We start from the raw sequence: 17209 nt of genomic DNA on the forward strand, positions 1-17209 counted from the left end.
CTCATGACATCTTCCTGTTCGTGACGTGGTAGAAGACGAAGGCGAGGATGCCGGTGGCCACGGCCAGGACCAGCGACTCGGCCGCCGCGTACTGGTAGTTGCCGGTCTTGAAGGCCTTGTCGTAGATCTCCATCATCGGAGTGAAGTCGGTGTTGATCGACTCCGGTGCGATCTGCCGCAGCAACAGCGGCTCCGTGAACAGCTGGAGCCGGCCGATGAGCGAGAACATGCCCGTCAGCACGAGGATCCCGGTGATGTTCGGGACCTTGATGGACCAGGCGATGCGCCACTCGCGGGCCCCGTCGAGCCGGGCCGCCTCGTACAGCTCCCGCGGCAGCGCCTGCAACGAGGCGGAGATCAGGATCATGTTGAAGCCGATGCCCTGCCAGGTGAGCAGATTGCCCAGCGAGAGATAGGTGTTGAGGCCGCCGAAGAAGTGGATGTCCATGCCGACGCGGTCCGCGAGGTCCAGGATCGGGCTGCCCGTGGGGCTGTAGAGAAACAGCCACATCAGGGAGGAGACCACCGTGGGGATGACGTAGGGGATGAGTAGTCCGGCCCGGAAGAAACGGACCGCCCGCGCGGCGACGCCGTCCAGCACCAGGGCCAGCAGCAGCGAGATCCCCAGCATCACCGTGATCTGCGCCGTCCCGAAGAGCAGCGTGCGCAGCATGCTGGCCCAGAAGGCGCCGTCGGTCAGGACCGACGTGAAGTTGGCGAAGCCGGTGAAGACCACCCGCGTCGGGCCGAAGCCCAGGCCGGTGCCCTTCTTCTCGTGCAGGCTCTCACTGAAGGCGTAGGCGATGGGCAGGACGTAGGTGACGAGGAAGCCGGCCAGGAAGGGCAGCGCGAACAGCAGGCCCTTGTAGGCTCCCCGCCTCCCGGTCCGGCGGGGGGAGGGCCGCCGGACCGGGGAGTCGGTCGCGACCGGCGGTCGCGTCAGGGTGGACACGGATGTCTCCAAGTGATGTGCGTCGGCTGTCTCCGAGCGAGGCGAACGGGCGTCGTCAACTGCCCGCGACGGCCTTGATGCCCTTGCCGTTCAGGTCGTCGATCGTCCACTTCTGCAGGCTGGTCAGCATCGCCTTGACCGTGAGCTGCTTGTTGATGACCTTGCCCCACTGCTTCTGCATCTCGGAGTACATGGCCGCGTAGTCGGGCCCGTACTGCCACTGGTTACCGACCCGGGAGGCGGCCGTGGTGATCACCTCGGCGCTGTTTGACTCCTTGTTGAACATCTCGGCCGGGATGATCTTGTCCACGTACGGCGACACGTCCTTCACCGCCGGGAACAGACCGGACTTGGAAGCCGGATCCGTCAGCGTGGTCAGCGACTCCTTGCTGCTGCTCAGCCAGGCGGCGAACTGGGCGGCGCGGTCGGGGTACTTGCAGCCCTTCAGGACAGCCGTGGTGTCGAAGTTGCTGGAGGTCCGCGGTGAGGCGGTGTCGAAGACGGGCGCGTCCGCGAGCTGCCACTTCCCCTTGGACTTGGGGAAGTTGGTGTCGTAGATCGGCAGCTGCCATGTCGACGTGGTCATCGCAACGGTCTTGCCGAGGTCCCAGGTCTTGAAGACGCCCGGGTCGGCATAGGAGGCGTTGGAGGCGAGGCCGTCGTCGACGAGCTGCTGGACGACGTCTCCCGCCTTCAGCGCCTCGGGCGAGGTGAAACTGATCGCCCAGTGGTCGCCGTCCGCCTTGTACCACTGGGCGCCTGCCTGCCAGGACAGGTCGACCAGGGTGCTCGGGTCCTCACCGGCCATGTTGTAGATCTTGACGTTCTTGTTCTGCTGCTGTGCCTTCTTGCCGGCCGCGATCAGGTCGTCCCAGGTCTTGGGCGCCTCGATGCCGTACTTCTTGAACAGGTCCGCGCGGTAGGCGGTGAACAGCGGCGAGGATCCCATCGGGATCCCGAAGGTGGTACCGCCCGGGCTGACCGCGTTCCAGGCCGGGGCCGTGTACTTGCCCTTGTACTGCGCGGCGGTCCTGGAGATGTCCGTGAGCAGACCGTCGGCGGCGAAACTCGCCAGGTTCATCGCGTCCATCTTCGACAGACACGGGGCGGTGCCCGCGTTCACCGCGGCGCGCAGCTTCTGGTATGCGGTCTCACCCGCCGCGTTGACGAACTTGACCTGGGTCTCGGGGTGCTCCTTGTTCCAGACCTTGGTCTGGGCCGCGATGCCGTCGGTCCAGCTCCAGAACTCCAGGGAGACCTTGCCTTCGGTGCTGGTCTGGGCGTCGGCGTTCGAGTCGTCGCCGCCCGAGCACGCGGCGAGGAGGAGACAGAGCGAGGCGGCCGCGGCCGCCGCGGTGAGGGTTCTGGCGCGGAACGTGGTCATCGGTCCTCCACAGGGGACAGGACGGCGCGTGCGGTGTGGGGGCCGGCGCGGTGGTCAGCGAGGCAGGGGCGGGAGGTCACACCCGAGAGGTAGGAAGTAACCGTTTGCTGCGTGGACCGTAAGGGGCATGTGGCTGGAACCACAAGAGGGAGGGGCTCAATTGTTTCGCCCAACTCTCCAACAAGTTACCGAGCATGGGCGCTGACCTGCAATCTCCCAGTCGCTGACAGTTTGGGACGGGCGGTCGTCACGCTGTCGCAACTCTGGCGAAGCCATTGACCTGCGGCCAGATTCGTCCCTAGCTTGGAATACGTTTACTGTCCCGGTCCACTCTCCGTGTCGAAGCAGGAGCCCCATGCCCAGCCCACGCCTGCCCTCAGCCGTGTTCGCGATGAACCCGGTGCACCTGCCCGAACTCCTTCCGCCACATTTGATGGCGCAGCTGGAGAAACTGGTACGGATCGACTCCACGCTCGTCGTCCAGGACTTCTCCGAGCCGGCCGCGCGGGCGGCGTTGGCCGAGGCCGAGGTACTGATCACCGGATGGGGCTGCCCGCACATCGGAGCCGAGGCACTGGCCGTCGCCCCCCGGCTGCACACCGTGCTGCACGCGGCCGGCAGCGTGCGCAGCCTCATCGGGGAGGAGGCATGGCAGCGCGGACTCACCGTCTCCAGCGCGGTGCAGGCCAACGCGCTGCCGGTGGCGGAGTACACCCTCGCCGTGATCCTGTTCGCCGGCAAGGACGCCTTCAGCCTGCGCGACCGCTTCCGGACCGAACACGTCTACCCGGCCCCCACCGACTTCGCAGACGTCGGGAACCTGGGCCGGCGCGTCGGAGTGATCGGCGCCTCGCGGGTCGGCCGCAGGGTGCTCGAACTCCTGCGCCCCTTCGACTTCTCGGTATCCCTGTACGACCCCTACGTGGACGAGACCGAGGCCGCCGCACTCGGAGCCGTACCGCTGTCCCTGGAAGACCTGCTGCGCACCAGCGACATCGTCAGCCTGCACGCCCCTGACATCCCGCAGACGTACCGGATGCTGGACCGCGACCGGCTCACGCTGATCAGGGACGGCGGTGTCCTGATCAACACCTCACGAGGCGCCCTCATCGACCCCGAGGCGCTCACCGACGAGCTGGTAAGCAGGCGGATCAGCGCCGTGCTCGACGTCACCGAACCAGAACCACTGCCGGCCGGATCCCCGCTCTACCAGTTGCCCAACGTCGTCCTCACCCCGCACATCGCCGGATCGCTTGGCAACGAACTCGAACGACTCGGCCGCACGGTGGTCGACGAACTGGCGCGGCTTGCCTCAGGACTTCAGCTCGCCCACGCGATCCGCCGGGCAGACCTCACGATCAGCGCCTGAGCCGCCCTGCCGGCCCCGGACTCCGTCCGGCGTACGCGTCCCCGTGTTCCCCCTTCTCTGCCGACGCACAGCGGCCCCTCGGCGATCCGCACGCACCGAGGGGCCGCAAACACGCTCGCAGGCAGCGGAACTCAGGCCCACACATCCGGGTCGGGTCCGAAGGACAGCAACACCGCCGACTGCTCGGCCGGAAGCGTCACCCGCAGGGTGCGCCCCCGGCCGTCCCAGCAGTACGCCGGCTGTGGGCCCGCTCCGAACACCACACGCGGCCGCTCGTCCTCGGCGATCCACGGGAGCGGCACGGTCACGGTCTCGGGCGCGCCTTCCCGGCGCCACAGGGCCAGCAGCGTCGTGTCGCCCTGATCGTCGGTGACTCCCGTGGTGTCGGTGACTCCGGCGGTCAGGGCGAGGGCGATCCAGCCGTCGCGCCAGCCGGGCAGGCCCAGCGGCCAGCGCGGCAGGGCGCCCGTGAGCAGGGGGCGATAGGTCCTGTACGTGTCCACGGCCTGCCGTATCAGAGCCAACTGCTCCGGTGACAGCAGGTCGGGACGGCCGCTGAGGTGGATACGGCCGAGCATCGCCGAGACCATCACCATGCCGAGTTCGGCTTCGCTGTGCTCCGGCAGCGGGTACGCCCAGATCGCGCCCTGCTCGGGGGTGACCGCGGTGGGCGCCGCGGCGGCGATGGCCGGCAGGAGCCGGAAGTCCTGCTGGTCGGTGACGGAGTGGATGGGCAGCCGGGACAGGAGGGCGTGGTCGGTGCGGCTGCCGCCGGCCGCGCAGCTCTCCAGGACCAGGGCGGGGTGCCGGTCCAGGACGCCGTCGAGCCAGTCGAGGTAGGCGCGGTTGTGGCCGAGCAGGCCCTCGCCGGGGCTGTCGGTGCCGTCCGGGCCGTCGGTGCCGGGGCCGATGTCGATGTTGTAGTCGAGCTTGAGGTAGCCGACGCCGTAGTCGCGCACCAGTCGGTCCACGACCGCGTCGAGGTGGGCACGCGCCGCCGGGTGGCTCAGGTCGAGCTGGTGGCGGCCCCACTCCACCAGGCGGATGCCGTCCCGACGGAAGAAGGCCTCGTCGGGCAGGGCGTCGGCGACCGGGCTGCGTACGCCCACGACCTCCGGTTCGAGCCACAGCCCGGGGACCATGCCCGCGTCGCGGATGCGGTCCAGTACCTCGTTCAGCCCGCCGGGGAAGCGCGGGGCCGACTCTTCCCACTCGCCGACCGCGTCCCACCAGCCGGGCACCCCGCCCGGGCCCACGGTTCCGGGCGGTTCGGCGTCGTACCAGCCGGCGTCGATGCAGAAGTACTCGGCGCCCGCTGCCGCGGCCGCGTCCACCAGGGGGAGAAGGGCTTTGGTGCTGGGCTCGCCCATGAGGCTGTTCATGAAATCGTTGAAGACCACGGGCAGGCCCTGGTGGTCGGGGTGCGGGCGCCGGGTGGCGCGGCGGTGCCGGGTCATGGCGGCGAGCGCGGCCTCGAAGCCCCCCGAGGGGACGAAGGCCACCGTGGCGGGCACGGTACGGAACGACTCGCCGGGGGCAAGCCGGCGGCGCCACTGGTGTTCGCGGTCCGCCGGTCCGGACAGGGCCAGGTACACGTCGCCGAAGCGGTCGGCGATCTCGGTGTGCCAGGAGCCGTTGTGCTCGATCTGCCACAGCAGGGCGCGGCCGGTGCGGGTCTCCTCCAGGCAGCCCACAGGCAGGTGTTCGGAGGAGGACCAGGAGCCGGTGCTGGTCACGGTGATCCGGTTCTTGGAGCCGGTCTGACCGAAGGGCACCATGCCCACGTCGTAGAGACCGCGCTCGCCCAGGGTGGCCTTGGACCAGCGGTACTCGCCGCTCCAGGGATTGGCCGCCAGCCACAGGGCCAGGCCGTCCTCCCAGCGTTCACCGTCGTCGAGGTGGCGGGCGAGGTTGGAGCACGCGAAGGAGGAGACGTACTCCAGGGTGACCGGACGGTCTCCGGCGTTGTCCACGTACACCTCCGTGCCGAGCACCGGTATGCCCTCGCGCACTGTGCAGACGGCGGTGACACGCAGGCCGGTGGTCTCGTCGGCCATCCGCACCCGCAGTGTCCGCAGCTCCCCGCCGCCGTGCCGCTCGTGATCCTCCTCGTGCCCGGTGTACCGCAGGGCACGCGATGCGGCACCGTCCACGTGGCGCTTGCCCGACGTGCCGAGCCGCCCGCTGCCCGCAGTCTCGATTTCGACCAGCGGCAGGGCCCGGCGCGTGAGCAGGGCACACAGCTCGGGATCGCCCGCCGGATCGGGAAGTGTGGCCGCCTCGCCCGCCGCCACCAGCCTCACCGGACCGGCGGCCGTGTCGAAGGCCAGGAGCAGGGACAGCTCGGCGGTTCCCCAGCGCAGGTGGGTGACGGACATGACGGGCGGCTCCGAAGAGGCTAGTAAACGATTACCGCTGAGAGACCGTAGTTCGCGCCCCAACAGTCCGCAAGAGGTGTCACATGCAGTAACGTCGAGCTGTGACGGACAACGGAAGCGTTGCGCGAACGAGCCCCGAACCCAAGCGGCCCGGCAGGCGACGGCGCGACAACGGCACGGGCGACAGGCCCAGCACGATCCGCGATGTCGCCGTGAAGGCCGGCGTATCGGTAGCAACCGTTTCCCGAACGCTTGCCGGAAACTATCCCGTCTCCGAGGCCACCCGCGCCCGGGTCATGGCGGCGGTCGAGTCCCTGCACTATGTGGTGAACGTCCACGCCAAAGCCCTCTCCGGCCGGGTCGCGGGCCCGATCGCGCTGGTCCTGCAGGACATCACCGGACCTTCGCTGGCCCACGTCGCGGCAGGGGCGGAGCAGGAGGCGGCAGCGCGCGGCAGGCTCAGTCTGGTCTGCGCCACCCACGGCGACCGGGACCGGGAGGACGACCTGGTGCAGCTCATGCGCGAGCAGCACGCGGCCGCGGTGGTCCTGGTCGGAGGAGCGGTGCTGGACGACGCGTACCACGCCCGGATGGCCGAGTACGCCAGGGCGCTGGACGCCGCCGGCTCCCGGCTGGTCCTGTGCGGCCGGCCGCCGCTGCCGTCCAGCCTCCCGGTGACGGTGGTGGACTACGACAACCGCGGCGGCGCCTTCCAGGCCGTCGACCACCTGCTCGGCGCGGGACACCGACGCATCCTGTTCCTGGGCGGCGATCCCCTGATGAGCAGCGCCGAGCAGCGTCAAAGCGGCCACCGCCAGGCCCTCCGGGCGCACGACGTGGCCTATGCCGAAGAGCTGGACGTACCCGGTTCGTACACCCGGGTCTCCGGCTATCAGCGGACCCGGGCCGCGCTGGCGGAGGGGCTGGACTTCACAGCGATCTTCGCCGGCACCGACATGGTGGCCACCGGAGCTCTGGCAGCACTGCGTGAGGCCGGCCTGGACGTGCCCGGCGACGTCTCCCTGGTCGGTTTCGACGACGTACCCTTCGCCGCCGACCTGACGCCGGCGCTCACCACGGTTCGCGTGCCCTACGAGGACCTCGGACGCACCGCAGTCCGCCTGGCCCTGGAACGGGAGAACCGCCTGGCCGACGACCATGTGGTGCTGAGTACGCAGCTGGTGATCCGGCAGTCGGTGCGGTCACCGAAGTGACAGCGGGGCCGGTACTTTTGCGTGTTTCGCGATCAAAGCCACCGGACCACCTTTCGCGGCGAGGGCTGCGGAACTCTCCCTCCGCGACGGGGACGACCCGCGTGGCCGCCGGGCCGGCCGGCCGCCATCTCCATGCTGTAGTTCGTTGAGGGACTGTCGGACCGCCAGGGCCCGGATCTACTGGAAGTCCCTGGTCGGGCTGGACCTGACGGATCCGGGGTTCGACCAGGCACTGCCATACGACCCGACCGTTGCCGGGCGGATCGAGGTCGACGACATCGGCACCGGAGTCGTCCGTCATGAGGGCGGACCCAGGTGACCAGCAGGCGTCCAGCAGACCGAGTTCGGCCTACTGCCTCAGGACACGCACGACGGACCGGTCCACCAACTCCACTGGGACGGCGCCCTCGCGGATCAGGTCGGCGAGCGCCTGCTGGTCGCCCTGCTTCGCCGTGTCCGCCCGCTGCGCACCGGGGCATGCCGTCATTGAGTCCCTACTGTCCGCGCGCATTGAATCGGGGGGATATGCAGGAGACCCCGAGCCGGGCGGGCACATATCACTGTCGCGGAAGGAAGGCTCGCATCCGCTGTCCCCTCGCCGCAGAGGTGGCCGCAGCGCGGGAGAGGGACATGTCCGAGCAGGGCCGGTCTGCAATCCCGCTTCGGCCGCGCCGAGGTGACGCCGTGATCTGATGGCCCAGCGCAAGGCTCTGGACACAGAAGTACAAGTGGCAGGCCTTCTACCTTCGGTGCCGATGCCTCGCCGGACGAGGAGGAGTGGCAGGGCCGCGATCTTCGAAGGGGAGGGTCTGTGCCTTCCTGGCGGCTGTGCGTCGCCTGCGCCTGGCGACCAGGACTCCGCCCGCAGCGAGCGCCGCGACTGCGGCTGCCCCGCCGAGCAGCGCCACCGGCGAACCGACGCCCGAGGACTGGCCGCCGTCGCCCGAAACGGAGGCTTCGTCACCGCTCGCACTGCCATTGCCGCTTGCGGCTGCGGAGCTCCCGGTGCCCGCTCTGAGGGTGACGTCGTGGGCCGCGTAGTCGATGGTGAACTGCTTGCCGTCCACGGTCAGGTGCGCGCCCTGCGGAAGCCCGGTGAACCTCCCGGAGATCGGCTGGGTGCCGGTGTCGTGGATGAGCACCACCTTGCCGTCTGCCGGGATCGCGGGCACCGATGCGAGGGTGAGTTTCCCTGCAAGCTGGACCGCGCCGCGCACCTGGATCGGAGCGCCCGTCGGCGAGGTGGCACCGGTCCCCGGCGTGAGCGAGAGAGTGCTGCCGGCCGACTGGATCAGCGAACCGAGGTCGAGCGTCCCGCTGGAACCGATCGCCAGCGTGCCCTGCCGCACGCGCCAGGTTCCGCTCGGCGTGCTTGCGTGGCCGGTCAACGTGAGCGTTCCGCTGCCGGATGTCGTCAGCCCGCCCGAGGTACCGGTGATCGAGCCCGCATAGGTCGTCGAGCCCGACGTGCGGATGGTCAGGGCAGTGCTGCCGAGTTCGATCGCGCTGCCCGCGACCCCGGACAGCTGCCGTACGCTCTGCGCCTGTCCAAAGCGCGCCGACGCGATGCTGAACCTCGCTCCGGGCGCCCTGAGACTCAGGCTGCTGCTCGATGCGATGCCCGAGCCGCCGGAGCCGACCGCGAGGGTTCCCGAGCCGATCGTCGTCGGCCCGGTGTAGCGCGTGCGGCCGGAAAGAGTCGTGGTGGCCGCACCCGACTGCGTCAGCCCGCCGGTGCCGCTGACGTTCGCCAGGGTGATCGCGGTGGCCGCGTTGCGGATCGTCAGGGTGCCGTCGTTCATCACCGCGTCGTTCGAGGCGCCGGTCAGCAGGCTGCTGTCCCCGCCAGGCTTGCCCGTCCCCAGCAGCAGGGTCGCGCCGTGGCCGATCGTCGTCGTGCCGTGGTAGTTCATCGGCGCGGCGAAGGTGACCGCGTTGCCCTTGGTCGCAGCGAGCGTGATCGAGGCGTTCCCCGGAGTGTTCGGCGAGTTGCCGAGGACGCCGCCGGAGATGGGTGTGCCGAGAGTGACCGGTCCGTTGTAGTCGAAGGTCAACGAGCCGTGCCGCATGTTGATGTAGGAGTTGGACGGTATGGCGGGCAGGAAGAACTTGTCGGTGGTTCCGTTGCCCCACTGCACGTGCGCGGCACCGATGTTGATGCCGCGGTAGTTGGAGCCGTGCGCCATTTTCGTGCGGTCGAGCGAAGGGTTGGTGTAGTGGTCCACGCCGGTCATGACGATCAGACCGGTCTGCCAGGTGTGGAAGTTGATGTCGCTGCCGTAGTGGTCCTCGTAGAAGTTCGTCGGCAGCACGAGTGTGTAGTTGCGGGCGGCGATGATGGCGGAGCCGTCGTTGCGCACGGTGGAGACGGAGGGCATCGAGAGGCGGTAGGTCACGTTGCCGAAGTTCATCCCGGTGCCGTTGGCGATGGTGCCGGTGAACGGGATCGTGCCCACGAGGTCGAGCTGGTTCCATGTGAACCTTGGCTGCGAGATCAGGCCGGAGCCGGTGATCGTGCCGAGGTTGTACCTGCGGTTCGTCAGGTCCAGGACGAGTGTTCCGTCGACCTTGATGTTGTCGTGGTTGAGCTTCACTCCGCCGATCGAGGCGTAGGGATAGTCGCCGATGACCCCGGTCGAGCCGCCGTTGCCGTACTGGAGCGTGGCGCCGCGGTCGATGATGACGGCGGGCTGGTCGGGGTGGCTGACGGCCGGGTACGACGCGGTCCCACTGCCCCGGGTCAGGCTCTGGTGCTGGTCGGAGCTCGGCAGCGTGAAGGCGCTGTCACGGGTGATCACCAGTGTCCCCGGCCCGGCGATCGTGAGGGTGCCCTGCCCGGAGAAGATGCCGTTGTACGTCGTGGTGCCGGACGGCAGCCTGATGATCGACGGGCCGGAGAGGGTCACGTCGGTGCCCGCGAGCACTGCGGCTGTGACGTCTCTCGCCCCGGCTGCTTCGGCAGGTCGCGCCGGAAGCAGTACGGTGCCGGACAGTGCGAGCAGGGCCGCGGCGGCCAGGCGCACCGGCTTGGCGGATCGCGGTGGCCGGGGGCGGGGAGTTATTTGATTCATGTCGGGGTGTCGCTCTCGTCGATGCGCTGGCATCAATGCACCTTGTCGGGTCTCAGGCAGCCGGACAGGGCGTTGTGGGCGGGTGGGCGGATCAGTTGCCGGCTGCCGGTTCAATGTGGGCGGCAGTGGAGGACAGGACCCGGTCATGGCCGGCGTCGCGCACGGGGCCGGTGAGCTGGCTTCCAGGAGCGCTTCCAGGAGTTCGCCCCGGCCACCGGGCAGACTCAGGTCTTCGGCGTCGCACCCTTCCCCGGGGGTACCGAGTCCGAACAGGGCTGCGCGGTCATGACCGCCGGCAGGGACGCGACAGGCTCGCCGACCGGCATCAGCGGGCCGGCCCACGGCCGCACCGGGGCTCCAGCCGAGGTGGGGGAGGTGAGTTCAGGCTCGGCATTGGCCCTGGATGAAGGCGTCGTCATGAGCTTTCGGTTCCTTGATGGTCTGCAGGTGGTATCCGGCCCGCGGGGAGGGGCGCGCGAGGCATGCCGCGTGATGTGCTCGGCCAGGCGGTAGTAAGCGGTTGCCGAATGCTACGCCCCTGGACGCCACCGGGGCTACCGGCTCCCGCGAAGCATGCCGCCCAGATGCGGGAGCCGACGTTGAAAGTGCAGGTAGAAAGGCAACTACCCTGGATATCAAGGGCGCTCCTTGAGCGGGTGGACCGCAGATGCGGTGATCGTCCGCGGGGCGGCCCGGAGTCTTCGGGCCGGTCCGTGATGGGATGCCGCGTCCAGGCGGAGCGGGCTCTCAAGGGAGACCGCTTACTGCAGGAGGGCGCTGAGGGCTGCGGACGGTCACGGCTGTGACGGCGTCCGCGCGGCGCGGATCGGCCTTCGCGGGACCACTGCGTCGGCTCACGACCAGGTCCGTTCGCGAGGACCTGCGGGGGATCAGGTCAGTTGCCGGACGGTGTCGCGCACCACCAACTGCGTGCTCAGGATGACGTGCTCGCTCGCGCGTGAGCGGCCCTCACGGTGCTCCAGAGCCAGTCGGACCCCGGTGCGCCCGAGTTCCTCGTACGGCACGCGGACGCTGGTGAGGGCGGGGGTGAGTTCGGCGGACATGGGGATGTCGTCGAAGCCGATGAGCGACACCTCGTCGGGGACCTTCACGCCCTCGTCCTGCAGGGCGGCGGCGGCCCCGACCGCGACCATGTCGGCACTGGCGAAGATCGCTGTGAAGTCCAGGCCGGAGCGGATCGCTTCCTGGGTCCGCAGATAGCCTCCGGGGCGGTTGAAATCGCCGGAGGTGTCCAGTTCCTCGGCGTAGGGGACACCGTGGGCGCGCAGCGCATCGAGGTATCCGGCGTGGCGCTCTTCGCTGGCGCTGAACCCGGGCACGCCGCCGAGGTACAGGATGCGCCGGTGTCCCGCGGTGAGCAGGTAGGAAGTGGCGTGGAAGGCGCCGCCGCGGTTGTCGTACTCCACGACGGTCGCGGGGGTGCCGGGCGGGGGTGTGGGGCGGCCGCACAGCACCAGACGGGAACCGACGGCGTCCAGCGCCCTGGCGTACTCCGTGATACGGGCGTGGTAGGCGTCGTCGGCGACAGCGCCGCCGACCAGGACGACGGCTGCGGCGTGCTGCTGGCGCATGAGCCGGACCAGCTCGTCCTCCCGGACACGGTCGCCGTGGGTGGCGCAGATCAGGCTGATCCTGCCGTGCTGGGCTGACTCCTGCTCGACTCCGGCGGCGATATGGGCCAGCGAAGCCCCGAGAACGTTGTCGATGACCAGGGCAACGGGGCCTATGGCATTCCCCGCCAGGGCCTGGGCGTGGACGTTCATCACGTAGTTCAGCGACTTGACGGCCGTCATGACGCGTTCTTTCGTCTCGGCCGAGACGGGATAGTTGCCGGCCAGTACACGGGAAACCGTTGCCGAGGAGACACCGGCCGCGGCGGCGACATCGCGGATGGTGCTCGGCCGCGACGCGCTCATGGGCTTCGGCTTCCTGGGAGAACGTCCACCGTTGGCGTTCTTGGCCGACGACGAGGCATTGTTCGTACCGAGGGTCACAGAACGACGTTACTGCATGGGCGGCTCATTGTTTCCCTTCATGGTTGCCGGACCAGCTTCGAAGAACCGCCGGCAGACCGAAATCGGAGCCCTGTTGCAAGTGACGGACGAAGTTCCGGCTAGTACGCGGTTGCCCTCGGTCGGGCGGTCTCCTGGTCCGCCTTCGACGCTCACCTTCCGGAGCAGCTGGACGGCCCGGAGCGAGGGAGCACTCGGAAGCACCCAAGCAGGCGGCCGCCGGACGTGGATCCCGCGCTTGCTCAGCCTCTTGCCGGGGCGCGTTCACCAGGGGGGCGCCGGCGCTGACCTGCGGAAGGGGCACGGATTCAGGCGATGCGGCCCAGGTCGGTCCGCAGAACCTGGTGGACCAGCGGGAGGCCGTCGACCACGCGCTCGGCCTCCTCGACCACGGCTCGGCCCAGGCGTTCGAGCTCGTTGCCCAGGGACCCGGCGATGTGGGGGGTGACGAAGACGTTGGGAAGGTCGTACAGGGGCGAGTCCTGGGGCAGAGGTTCGGGCTCGGTGACGTCCAGGACGGCGTTGAGCCGCCCTGAGGCCAGCTCGTCGGTCAGCGCCTCCGGGTCGATGAGGGCTCCCCGGGAGGTGTTGATCAGGGTGGCGCCGTCGGGGATGGCGGCCAGCCGCCGCCGGTCCAGCATCCGATAGGTCTGGGGGGTGTCCGGGGCGTGCAGGCTCACGATGTCGCTGCCGGCCAGCAGGTCGTCCAGGGAGACGAGTTCAACGCCGAGCCGCGCCGCTTCGGCGGCGTCGACGTAGGGGTCGCTGAGGCGGACCGCCAGGTTGAAGGGGCGCAGCAGTTCCAGGACGCGGCGCCCGACACGGGAGGCCCCGATGATGCCGATCCTGCGGCCGAAGTTGCCGACGGAGGCCAGGTCGGCGGGGGCTGGGGGGAGTCGGTGCCCGGTGCGCAAACTCTCCCGCAGGCCGAAGGCGTTCTTGCCGGCCAGAAGGATGGCGGCGAGGGTGAACTCGGCGACGGGCAGCGCGTTGGCGTGGGCGGCGGAGGAGATCAACAGCCCGCGTTCCCAGCACGATTCGCTGATCAGGCCGCGGACAGTGCCCGCGGAGTGCAGGACGGCCCGCAGTCGGGGCGCGGCTGCCAGCGCGGCGGGGTCCAGGGGCGGGGCGCCCCAGCCGGTGATCAGGATCTCGGTCCTGGCGAGAGCCGGGGCGAGTGACTCCTGGCCGAACCGCTGCGCGATCAGCGACTCGTCGATGTCGAGGAGACCCTTGAGCCGGTTCATCAGCCTCGGGGGGAACAGGGCGGACACATGCTCCGGCGACATGGCGAAAAGCGCTGCGGGACGCCCGCTGCGCGGTGCCGCGCCGTCCGTGAGGCGGCTGGGGACAGGGGGCGTCGAGGAGATGGTCATCGCAGTCCTGACCTAGAAGGAGACGGATGCCCGGGGCAGGCGGGCCGAGAAGCAGCTTAGTAAGCGGTTACGACCGTAACGGCGGTGTTGCGTTCGGTCAACATCGAGGAGGCGGGCTCGTATCCGACCTTCATGAAGCCATCCTGAGCAGCCAAAAGACGAAATCCGCAGACCTTTGAAGCGGCCTGCGGGGAAACGCTCGCGATAACAAAATGAAACAAGCTCCGGTCCGACCCTTGCCTTGTGGGTGTCTATGTCCCTACCTTGCCTGGCAAGCGGTTACCTTCACGAAACGCTTGAGGCTCGGCCGTCGCCGGGCGTGCTGTACCGCTTCACCGCTGGTCGCGGTCCACGCGCCAGGACCGGCATCTGCCCCGGAGCCCAAGGAAGTGTCTCCATGTACGACCCTTCGCCGAACCCCCGAGCATCAAGAGACAGCAGCCCGATGACCCGCCGCACCCTGCTGCGGGCAGGTGCACTCGCCGGTGCCGGTATCGTCGCCGCGCAGTGGTGGTCCCCCCAGCAGTCCGCTGCAGCCTCCGCCGCGGGAGCCGGCAGCCGCGCGGAAACCCTGGACATGGTCGTGTTCGGCGACGCCGCCTCCGAGACCACCCACGCGCTGACCGCCGAGCGATCGGACATCGTGACCGGTCAGCTCAGCCAGCCCGGACGCGTGCTGAACCCCAGGGATCCCGCCGAGTTCTGGGGCGGCACGATGGCCTTCACCCTGAAGGTCGACCCCAAGGCGGCCAACTACGTGTCGGTCAAGTTCTGGGGCGGGGACTGCGCCCCGGCACTCGAGCAGAACTGGCGGCTGCAGGTCTTCCTGGACGGCAAGGTTCTGGGCTGGCTCGACCAGGGCCCGGTGGACAACATCGACCTGATGGACGTGGCGCCCCGGCGCCCGGGCGGCTTCTACTGCCACACGCTGCCGCTGCCGCTCAGCGCGACGAAGGGCAGGACCGAGCTGCAGGTCGAGATCCGCGCGATGGGCCGGATCTGGGCCTACGGGCCCACAGCCGACAAGTTCTTCTACCCGATGACCACCCCCTCGCGGGGGATCTACCGGGCCTACACCCACACCGCCCCGTACTTCCAGCCGGGCGCGGACGACGACTTCGGCACCCCGGCCGCCCCCACCACCCGCCCGAACACCGACACCGAACAGCTCGCGCTGGTCACGGACCGGGTCCTGAAGGACCAGTCCCAAATCCTGTACAACCGCTGGGCGCCCACCCTGGACAGCTACGCCTTCACGACCCTGGCGCACGGCTACTCCTGGCCGAAGTCTCCCGCCTACCGCAACCCCGAGGCGCTGGAGAAACTCTGTCAGGCATTCGACGGCACCTATCTGGCGTGGCAGGACGACGCCACGGTGATGACCTCGGACCAGGGCTGGGAGGGCTTCGGGCGTATCGGCGCGGCGCTCTGCCTGACCTGGGACGACCTGCAGACCTGCCTGGACAGGACCGTCACCACCGCTCCGACCTCGCTGCTGAACCTCGGCTTCGAGACCGGCGACGGCAGCACCCTGTACGGCTGGGGGGCGATCAGCTGGGCGAACTTCGGCACCTTCGCCCGGGACACCACCGTGTTCCGCAGCGGAACGGCGTCGATGCGGGCGACCTCGTCCGGCAAGAACCTGCTCGTCGGTACGTTGTCGAAGGCGGTGACCGGCCAGGGCACCTTCACCTTCTCGGTCTGGGTGAAGACCGACGGGTCGAAGAACGCGGCCCGCGCCGGCGTTGCCTTCACGGACTCGAACGGGGCGGGCGTCACCTCCCCGGCCCTGATCCTCGCGAGCGCGGGAACGACGGACTGGCAGCAGCTGACCGCGACCTTCACCGTGCCTGCCGGGGCGACCCAGTACACCTTCCGGGTCGGCGTCCTGGGCGGCGCCACCGCCTACTTCGACGACGTGGAGATCACCGCCCCCGCCGCCTCGGGCACCACCGTCTCGCGCCGCAGCGCCTACCGGGACATGATGCTCGCCAGCCGCGAGTACTGGAGGCAGCACCAGCGCAGCTACACCAACCAGGCGATGTACTGCTCGATCGGCATCTACACCTGCAACCGCGCGCTCGCCCTGCTGTCACCGTCCGACGCCTGGAGCGAGAGCACGGCGAAGAGCTGGCTCTACCAGGCGGTCGGCCTGGAGCCCTGGGCCGGTTCGCAGGACAAGGCCGGCAACTGGACCTGGCCGCTCGGCCACGGCCACTACACCGTCACCCCCAAGGGCCTCAGCCGCGAGCTGGGCTATGTGGCCGATTACGGCGAGACCTCGGGCATCCTCGTCCGCATGTACGAGGCCGTCACCCAGGGGGCGGGCGGCGCACCGGATCCGAAGCTCAAGGCCCGCATGATCACGATGGCCAGGGCCCGCTCGTGGTTCCGCCACCCGGCGGTGGACGCCGACGGACACAGGACCGTCCGTATCGAGACGCAGATCGGCTGGCGCAACGAGCCGTACCCCGGCGCCATCGTCTACGCCCAGCTCCTCGACCACGACAGCAGCCCCGTGTCGGCGGCCGCCGTGTTCGCCGACCCCGACCTGGCCGGCTACACCCAGCAGATGATCGAGGACGGCCAGCTGGCCCCACAGCTCGACACCTACCTCAGTACCGGGCTGTACACGCGGACCGGTCTCAACGCGTTCTTGTTCATCGCCGAGCACCTGCCCGCCTTCCAGGCGCTTGCGGCGTCGGACAAGCGGCTGCCCGCGGGCTCGTGGGACACGCCCGACTTCGTTTTCACCGACGAGGTCAACGCCTGCATCGCCGTCAAGCGCGGCCAGGAGGTCCTCTACTCCTCGCTGTACTTCCGGGCCCGCCAGGCCGTCAACGACATGGCGCGCGTCCACCTCATCTCCCCGAATGCCGAGCACTCGGCCACCGTCCGTGTGACATCGGTGTTCGACAAGAAACCGGACAACGTCTTCACCGTCCAGGACTGGGTCACGCGCGACTGGGGCATCTCCGACCCCGACAGCAACGTCGACGTGCCCGGCGGCGGCCTCGCGCCCCCCGGACCGGCCCTGCACCAGGCGTTCGCGGGCGAGACGTTCTACCTCGCGCCGATCCCCGCGGACGTGCCTGACCCGGCCCAGGGCTCGACCGCACTGGGATCGGAGAAGGTGCTGGTCGGCAAGGCACCCTTCTACGTCCTGGAGTACGCCGGCTACATCGTCGCGATGAACACCAGCGACAAGCAGACCTTCACCTACCGCTCCACCAGCTCTCAGCGCGCCGTCGACCTCAAGACCGGCAGACAAACGAATCTGCGCCGCCCGGTTCGGGTGCCACCGCTGAGCACCCTCGTGCTGTACGACGCCGGCTGCCGGGAGTCCTGAACCACCCCGCCCACCAGCCTTCGAACCGCTCCGTCACCCCTCACGCGAAACCTGTTTCCCGCCCTGGGAAGCCCGCACAGAGA

Annotated in this window: 11 protein-coding genes; 4 read left to right on the plus strand and 7 right to left on the minus strand. The window is 69.3% G+C overall.

All coding sequences use genetic code 11. The annotated features are described in order from the left end of the window. Position 1: 1 nt before the first annotated feature. A complete protein-coding gene (locus tag ACIRP7_RS40195) occupies positions 2 to 952 on the minus strand; it encodes a carbohydrate ABC transporter permease (protein WP_403670294.1) in 951 nt (316 codons plus the stop codon). A 55-nt stretch (positions 953 to 1007) separates the two neighbouring features. Then, positions 1008 to 2336, minus strand: a complete 1329-nt coding sequence (locus ACIRP7_RS40200; RefSeq protein ID WP_403670297.1) for an ABC transporter substrate-binding protein — start codon at positions 2334 to 2336, stop codon at positions 1008 to 1010. A gap of 355 nt (positions 2337 to 2691) precedes the next feature. Between ACIRP7_RS40200 and ACIRP7_RS40205 the strand changes: the two genes are divergently transcribed. Beyond that, positions 2692 to 3705 carry a hydroxyacid dehydrogenase gene (locus ACIRP7_RS40205; RefSeq protein WP_403670300.1) on the plus strand — a complete coding sequence of 338 codons (1014 nt, stop codon included), beginning with the start codon at positions 2692 to 2694 and terminating at the stop codon, positions 3703 to 3705. A gap of 131 nt (positions 3706 to 3836) precedes the next feature. Here ACIRP7_RS40205 and ACIRP7_RS40210 read toward each other — a convergent pair whose 3' ends face one another. Continuing rightward, positions 3837 to 6083, minus strand: a complete 2247-nt coding sequence (locus ACIRP7_RS40210) for an alpha-galactosidase (RefSeq protein WP_403670303.1) — start codon at positions 6081 to 6083, stop codon at positions 3837 to 3839. A 101-nt stretch (positions 6084 to 6184) separates the two neighbouring features. Here ACIRP7_RS40210 and ACIRP7_RS40215 point away from each other — a divergent pair, with 101 nt between their 5' ends. Next, positions 6185 to 7297: a LacI family DNA-binding transcriptional regulator gene (locus ACIRP7_RS40215; protein ID WP_403670306.1), complete on the plus strand. Its 1113-nt coding sequence runs from the start codon at positions 6185 to 6187 to the stop codon at positions 7295 to 7297. A gap of 145 nt (positions 7298 to 7442) precedes the next feature. Beyond that, on the plus strand, positions 7443 to 7616 hold the full coding sequence (locus ACIRP7_RS40220; protein ID WP_403670309.1) for a hypothetical protein: 174 nt from the start codon (positions 7443 to 7445) through the stop codon (positions 7614 to 7616). A gap of 30 nt (positions 7617 to 7646) precedes the next feature. Here ACIRP7_RS40220 and ACIRP7_RS40225 read toward each other — a convergent pair whose 3' ends face one another. The 4 genes from ACIRP7_RS40225 to ACIRP7_RS40240 form a co-directional block, all read right to left on the minus strand. Continuing rightward, positions 7647 to 7784: a hypothetical protein gene (locus ACIRP7_RS40225; RefSeq protein ID WP_403670312.1), complete on the minus strand. Its 138-nt coding sequence runs from the start codon at positions 7782 to 7784 to the stop codon at positions 7647 to 7649. 253 nt (positions 7785 to 8037) lie between these two features. Continuing rightward, complete coding sequence (locus ACIRP7_RS40230) at positions 8038 to 10320, minus strand: autotransporter-associated beta strand repeat-containing protein (protein WP_403670315.1); 2283 nt, start codon at positions 10318 to 10320, stop codon at positions 8038 to 8040. Between the two features lie 938 nt (positions 10321 to 11258). Beyond that, a complete protein-coding gene (locus tag ACIRP7_RS40235) occupies positions 11259 to 12305 on the minus strand; it encodes a LacI family DNA-binding transcriptional regulator (RefSeq protein ID WP_403670318.1) in 1047 nt (348 codons plus the stop codon). Between the two features lie 404 nt (positions 12306 to 12709). Further along, positions 12710 to 13777: a hydroxyacid dehydrogenase gene (locus ACIRP7_RS40240; protein WP_403670320.1), complete on the minus strand. Its 1068-nt coding sequence runs from the start codon at positions 13775 to 13777 to the stop codon at positions 12710 to 12712. Positions 13778 to 14222: 445 nt separating this feature from the next. Here ACIRP7_RS40240 and ACIRP7_RS40245 point away from each other — a divergent pair, with 445 nt between their 5' ends. Next, the gene (locus tag ACIRP7_RS40245) at positions 14223 to 17126 is read left to right on the plus strand and encodes a carbohydrate binding domain-containing protein (RefSeq protein ID WP_403670322.1); all 2904 of its coding nucleotides are present in this window, start codon (positions 14223 to 14225) and stop codon (positions 17124 to 17126) included. Positions 17127 to 17209 lie beyond the last annotated feature (83 nt).

The sequence above is a fragment of the Streptomyces sp. NPDC102270 genome (genome assembly GCF_044766405.1).
Classification (GTDB): domain Bacteria; phylum Actinomycetota; class Actinomycetes; order Streptomycetales; family Streptomycetaceae; genus Streptomyces.

Coding starts and splice junctions, on each gene's coding strand:
- ACIRP7_RS40200 (WP_403670297.1), bottom strand. CDS start 2,336: ATGACCACGTTCCGCGCCAGAACCCTCACCGCGGCGGCCGCGGCCGCC.
- ACIRP7_RS40205 (WP_403670300.1), top strand. CDS start 2,692: ATGCCCAGCCCACGCCTGCCCTCAGCCGTGTTCGCGATGAACCCGGTG.
- ACIRP7_RS40210 (WP_403670303.1), bottom strand. CDS start 6,083: ATGTCCGTCACCCACCTGCGCTGGGGAACCGCCGAGCTGTCCCTGCTC.
- ACIRP7_RS40225 (WP_403670312.1), bottom strand. CDS start 7,784: ATGACGGCATGCCCCGGTGCGCAGCGGGCGGACACGGCGAAGCAGGGC.
- ACIRP7_RS40235 (WP_403670318.1), bottom strand. CDS start 12,305: ATGAGCGCGTCGCGGCCGAGCACCATCCGCGATGTCGCCGCCGCGGCC.
- ACIRP7_RS40240 (WP_403670320.1), bottom strand. CDS start 13,777: ATGACCATCTCCTCGACGCCCCCTGTCCCCAGCCGCCTCACGGACGGC.
- ACIRP7_RS40245 (WP_403670322.1), top strand. CDS start 14,223: ATGACCCGCCGCACCCTGCTGCGGGCAGGTGCACTCGCCGGTGCCGGT.